General features: G+C 73.3%; 5 protein-coding genes. 2 read left to right on the top strand and 3 right to left on the bottom strand.

What is annotated here, in order from left to right; translation table 11 throughout:
- Positions 1–648: protease modulator HflC (gene hflC, locus OZN99_RS24355; RefSeq protein WP_270937839.1), on the bottom strand; the 648-nt coding region annotated here is incomplete at its 3' end.
- Complete coding sequence (gene hflK, locus OZN99_RS24350; protein ID WP_456299897.1) at positions 645–1,724, bottom strand: FtsH protease activity modulator HflK; 1,080 nt, start codon at positions 1,722–1,724, stop codon at positions 645–647. The genes hflC and hflK, both read right to left, overlap by 4 nt.
- 418 nt (positions 1,725–2,142) lie before the next feature.
- Between hflK and OZN99_RS24345 the strand changes: the two genes are divergently transcribed.
- Positions 2,143–3,261: an Mrp/NBP35 family ATP-binding protein gene (locus OZN99_RS24345; protein ID WP_270937837.1), complete on the top strand. Its 1,119-nt coding sequence runs from the start codon at positions 2,143–2,145 to the stop codon at positions 3,259–3,261.
- 14 nt (positions 3,262–3,275) lie between these two features.
- The gene (locus OZN99_RS24340) at positions 3,276–4,637 is read left to right on the top strand and encodes an LLM class flavin-dependent oxidoreductase (RefSeq protein ID WP_270937836.1); all 1,362 of its coding nucleotides are present in this window, start codon (positions 3,276–3,278) and stop codon (positions 4,635–4,637) included.
- A gap of 13 nt (positions 4,638–4,650) precedes the next feature.
- On the opposite strand, the gene OZN99_RS24335 is transcribed toward OZN99_RS24340, so the two are convergent.
- Positions 4,651–5,487, bottom strand: an 837-nt coding sequence (locus tag OZN99_RS24335) for a calcium-binding protein (RefSeq protein WP_270937835.1), incomplete at its 5' end; no start/stop codon positions are given.

The raw sequence follows: 5,487 nt of genomic DNA, 5'->3' as shown, positions 1-5,487 counted from the left end.
CAGCACGGTGCGCTCGCGGTCGGCGCCGGCGCGCACGCGGGCGGCCACCTCGGCGCCTTCCGCGCGCGCCTCGCGCGCCACGCGCTCGCGCTCGGACTGCATGCGGTTCAGGATCGCCTGCGTGTTCTCCTCCGGCAGGTCGGCCCGGCGGATGCGCACGTCGGTCACCTGGATGCCGAACCGCCGCGCCTCCTCGTTCACCTGCCGCTGGATCTCGCTCATGATCCGCGTCCGGTCGGTGGACAGCACCGACAGCAGCGGCTCGTTGCCCAGCACGCGGCGCAGGGCGGAGGTGACGATGGAGTTCAGCCGCGCGCGGATCCCGGCCTCGGTCGCGCCAACGGTCTGGAAGAACAGCAGCGGGTCGGTGATGCGGTAGCGGGTGAAGCTGTCCACGATCAGCCGCCGCTGGTCGCCCAGGATCACCTCCTCGCCGGGCGCGTCGAAGTCGAGCAGCCTGCGGTCGAAGGCGATCACCGTCTGGATGAAGGGGATCTTCGCCTGCAGCCCGGGTTCCGTGATCACGCGGATCGGCTGGCCGAACTGGGTGATCAGGACCTGCTGGGTCTGGTTCACCGTGAACAGCGTGGAGGAGGCGACGAGCAGCGCGACGGCCGCCGCTACCGCCAGGATCAGGGCGCGGTTCATCGGGGGATCCCCTGGTTCATCCCTTGGGGCCGGACGGGCATGTTCGGGTTAGGCCCGCCCTGGAAGCCCTGCGGCTGCGGCGCCTGCTGGCGCAGGATCTGCGGCGCGACCGCGGCGGCCGGCGGACGGCCGCCATCGCCCAGGTTCAGCAGCGGCACCACGCCCTGCAGCCCGCTGTCCACCAGCACCTTCGGGTTGCGGCGCAGGATCTCCTCCATGGTCTCGATGTACATCCGCCGCAGCGTCACGTCCTGCGCCGCCTGGTAGGCGGTCAGCACGCTGACGAAGCGCTGCGACTCGCCTCGGGCGCGGGCGACCTGGCTCTCGCGGAAGCCCTCGGCCTCCTGAACCATGCGCTCGGCCTCGCCGCGGGCGCGGGGGATGATGTCGTTGCGGTAGCTCTCGGCCTCGTTGCGGGCGCGCTCGCGGTCCGCATTCGCGCGCTGCACGTCGCGGAAGGCGTCCACCACCTGGCTCGGCGGGTCCACCTTCTGCAGCTGCACCTGGGTGATCTCCACGCCGGCGCGATACTGGTCCATGATGGCCTGGGCGCCGCGGCGCACCTCCTGCTCGATCTGCGCGCGCGCCTCGGTCAGCGCCGGCTGGATCGGCGTGCGGCCGATCACCTCGCGCATCACGCTTTCGGCCGCGGACTTCACCGTGACCTCGGGGTTGCGCGTGTTGAACAGGAACTCCGCGGCGTCGCGGATGCGCCAGAACACGGCGAAGTCGATGTCGATGATGTTCTCGTCGCCGGTCAGCATCAGGCTTTCCTCCAGCACATCGCGGGAAGCGATGGGCCGGACGGCCTGGCCGCCATCGGCGGCGGCGCGGAAGCCGACATCGACGCGGTTGATGCGCGTGACGCGCGGCGTGGTCACGGTCTCGACCGGCCAGGGGATGTGGTAGTTCAGGCCGGGCGGCGCGGTCCGGTCGAAGGCGCCGAAGCGCAACACCACGCCCTGCTCGTCCGGGTCCACGCGGTAGAAGCCCGAGGCCGCCCACAGCGCCACCAGCACCAGGCCGGCCAGCGCGATACCCTTGCCGCCGCTGCCGCGCGGCAGATAGCGCCGCACCGCGTCCTGCGCCTGCCGGATCACGTCATCGAGGTCTGGCCCGCGTCCGCCACCGCCGCCGGAGCCCCCGCCCGAAGGCGGCTGCGGCGCGCCCCACGGTCCGCCCGGACGGGGATTCCCCCATGGGCTGGGTCCGCCGCTGCTGTTCCACGCCATCGGGTACTCGACCTCCTTCTCCCGGCAGTCTCAACACTCGCCGCCCGCATCGGCGGGCCCGCCGGCCATCGCCTTCCCGTGGCAGGGAGGGGTGCAGCCGCCGCATCGCTGGTCCATATGGGGGCAACCGAGCCGGGTCGCACCGGCGCGCGGCCCCCGGACCGGACCGCCCCATGGTCCCGGTCCCGGCGCCCGCGCGCAAGGGCGCCCCGGACCGGCGCGGTGCCGCGGATATCGCGGCGTTCGAGGGGATTTTCAAGCGATGGGCGAAAGCCTGGAAGCGGCGGTCCGGTCGGCCCTGCGCGCGGTGCGCGACCCGGCCACCGGCCGGGACGTGGTGGAAGCCGGCATGGTGGAGGGCCTGACGGCAAAAGCGGGGATGGTGCAGTTCGCCATCCAGGTCCCGCGCGAGCGTGCCCGCGACGCCGAGCCGCTGCGCAGCGCCGCGGAGAAGGCGGCCGCTGCCGTTCCCGGCGTGCTCTCGGCCACCGTCGTGCTGACCGCACACCGGGCGGAGCCGCCGAAGCCGGCCGCGTCCGCACCCGGCCCCGGCGGCAAGGCCACCCCGGGGCAGGGGCCGATGCTGCTGCCGGATGTCGGCGCCATCGTCGCCGTCGCCTCCGGCAAGGGCGGCGTCGGCAAGTCCACCACCGCCGTCAACCTGGCCGTGGCCCTCGCCTCCCAGGGGCTCAAGGTCGGGCTGCTGGATGCCGACATCTACGGCCCCTCCCTGCCGCAGATGCTGGGCACCCGCGAACGCCCCCGCGCCGAGGGGCAGCGCATCATCCCCCTGCAGCGCTGGGGGCTGAAGGCGATGTCCATCGGCTTCCTGGTGGATGCCGAGACGCCGATGGTCTGGCGCGGGCCGATGGTGATGGGCGCGCTGGAGCAGCTGATGGGCCAGGTGGACTGGGGCGCGCTGGACGTGATGATCGTGGACATGCCGCCCGGTACCGGCGACGCGCAGCTCACCATGAGCCAGCGCGTGCCGCTCGCCGGCGCGGTCATCGTCTCCACCCCGCAGGACGTCGCGCTGATCGATGCCCGCCGCGGCGTGCGCATGTTCGAGAAGGTCGGCGTGCCCGTGCTCGGCCTGATCGAGAACATGAGCTTCTATTGCTGCCCGAATTGCGGCCACCGCGCCGATCTCTTCGGCCATGGCGGCGCCCGGCAGGAGGCCGAGCGGCTGGGCGTCGAGTTCCTGGGCGAGCTGCCGCTGAAGCTCGCGATCCGCGAGCTGGCCGATGCCGGCACCCCGATCGTCGCAGCCCGGCCCGAGACCGAGGAGGCGCAGGCCTACCAGAGGATCGCCGCCCGCCTGCGGGAGAAGCTGAAGGACCGCGTCGGCGGCGGCAGCCGCGTCAACATCGTCATCGAATAGGGCGGCAGATGGCCATGCCGGCGGCCGGGCGCCCGCGCGAGATCCGGCTGAACGCCTTCGACATGGCGACACCGGGCCACATCCAGCAGGGCATGTGGACACATCCGCGCGACAACTCCGCGGGCTACGCGCGGCTGGAGCACTGGACAGGCCTGGCCCGCACGCTGGAACGCGGCCTGTTCGACGGGCTGTTCCTGGCCGACATCCTCGGCGTCTACGACGTGCATGGCGGCGGGCCGGCGGCGGCGCTGCGCGGCGGCGTGCAGGTGCCGCTGATCGACCCGCTGATGATCGTTCCCGCCATGGCGGCGGCGACCACGCATCTGGGCTTCGGCGTCACCTGCAACACCGCCTATGAACCGCCCTACCTCTTCGCCCGGCGGATGAGCACGCTGGACCACCTCACCGGCGGGCGGATCGGCTGGAACATCGTCACCGGCTACCTCGACAGCGCCGCCCGCGCGCTCGGCTACGACGCGCAGATGCAGCACGACGACCGCTACGACCTGGCGGACGAGTACATGGATGCCGTCTATGCGCTGTGGGAAGGCAGCTGGGCCGACGATGCGGTGAAGCGCGACGCCGCCGGTCGCGTCTTCACCGACCCCGCCCGCGTGCGGCGCATCGCCCATGCCGGCCGGCAGTTCCGCATCGACGCGATGCATCTCTGCGAGCCCTCCCCGCAGCGCACGCCGGTGCTCTACCAGGCTGGCGCCAGCGACCGCGGCCGCGCCTTCGCCGCCCGCCATGCGGAGTGCGTCTTCGTCAACGGCACGCGACCCGACGTGGTGGGCCGCCTTGTCGCCGACCTGCGCGCCCGCGCCGCGCCGCGGCCGATCCAGGTCTTCGTCGGCGCCACCGTCGTCGTCGGCCGGACGGCGCGCGAGGCGCGCGACCTGCTCACCGACTACGCGGCGCATGCCGATGCGGAGGCGACGCTGGCGCATGCCTCGGCGTCGCTTGGGATCGATTTCGCCCGCTTCGGCATGGACGAGCCGGTGACCGCCGGCCCGACCCAGGCCATCCGCTCCAACGTGGAGGCGATGGCGAAGGTCGCGGGCCCCGGCTGGACCAAGCGCAGGCTGCTGGAACTCTCGGTCCTCGGCAGCCGCCAGCCGCCGATCGTCGGCGACCCCGTGCAGGTCGCCGACGCGCTGCAGGCCTGGGTGGCTGAGGCCGACGTGGACGGCTTCAACCTCTCGCGCACGGTCATGCCGGAATGCCTGGAGGCCTTCATCGAGCTGGTCGTGCCCGTGCTGCAGGACCGCGGCGTCTACAAGACCGCCTATGCGCCCGGCACCTACCGCGAGAAGCTGTTCGGCACCGGCGCACGCCTGCCGGACACCCACCCCGCCGCGCGCGTCCGCGGCTGGTGAGCCCGGAGCGCGCTCAGACGACCACGATATCCGCCGCCGAGAGCTCCGGCCGCGTGACCAGACGCAGCAGCGGCACGGCGATGCCGGCGCCGGCCCCGTCCGCGTCGAAGCGCAGCCAGCCGGTCGCCGCGTCGTAGAGCAGCCGCGTCTCCGCGCGGGTCGCCGTGGCGCGGTCCTCGAAGCGGGCGGGATCGAGCGAACCCTCGTCGAGCGCGCCGAAGGCGCCGACATCGAGCCCGATGCGGTCGAGGCCGGGGGTGAAGTCGCTCACCCGATCCCAGCCATCCTCCGCCGCCTCCAGAAGGAACAGGTCGGCGCCGCCGCCGCCAACCAGACGGTCGAGCCCGGCTCCGCCGACCAGCGTGTCGTTGCCCTCGCCACCCCGCAGCAGATCCTCGCCCGCCATCCCGCGCAGCAGGTTGGCGCCGTCGTTGCCGACCAGCGCGTTGTCGAGTGCATTGCCGGTGCCGTCGATTGCCCCATCGCCCAGCAGCACCAGCCGCTCCACCGCATCGGGCAGCACGACGCCGGGTAGCGCGGTGCGCAGGGTGTCGTAGCCCTCGCCCGGCGCCTCGATCACCCGGTCGGCGGCGTCGCCGAGGATGTAGGTATCGTCGCCCTGGCCGCCGGCCAGCGTCTGCGCGCCGCGACCGGACACCAGCAGGTCGTCGCCCCCCAGGCCGAAGACGGCCACGACCTGGCCCGCCGCGACCAGCCGCTCCGCCCCGTCCGTGCCGATGCGCGCCACGCCGCGGCCGACCGCCTCCTCCGCCGTGCCGCCCCCATCCACGTGGCGCGCGACCACGCGCAGCAGGGCGTCGTCCGCGACCGCTCCAGGCGCCAGCGCCGG

This window comes from Falsiroseomonas oryzae (assembly GCF_027856955.1).
In the GTDB taxonomy this organism is placed as follows: domain Bacteria; phylum Pseudomonadota; class Alphaproteobacteria; order Acetobacterales; family Acetobacteraceae; genus Falsiroseomonas; species Falsiroseomonas oryzae.
The sequence above is the reverse complement of the archived record's forward strand: the minus strand, read 5'-3'. Positions and strand labels throughout refer to the sequence as shown.

Bases quoted from the DNA above. Each gene is read 5' to 3' on its own strand.
- OZN99_RS24345 (WP_270937837.1), top strand. From the start codon at position 2,143: ATGGGCGAAAGCCTGGAAGCGGCGGTCCGGTCGGCCCTGCGCGCGGTG.
- OZN99_RS24340 (WP_270937836.1), top strand. From the start codon at position 3,276: ATGCCGGCGGCCGGGCGCCCGCGCGAGATCCGGCTGAACGCCTTCGAC.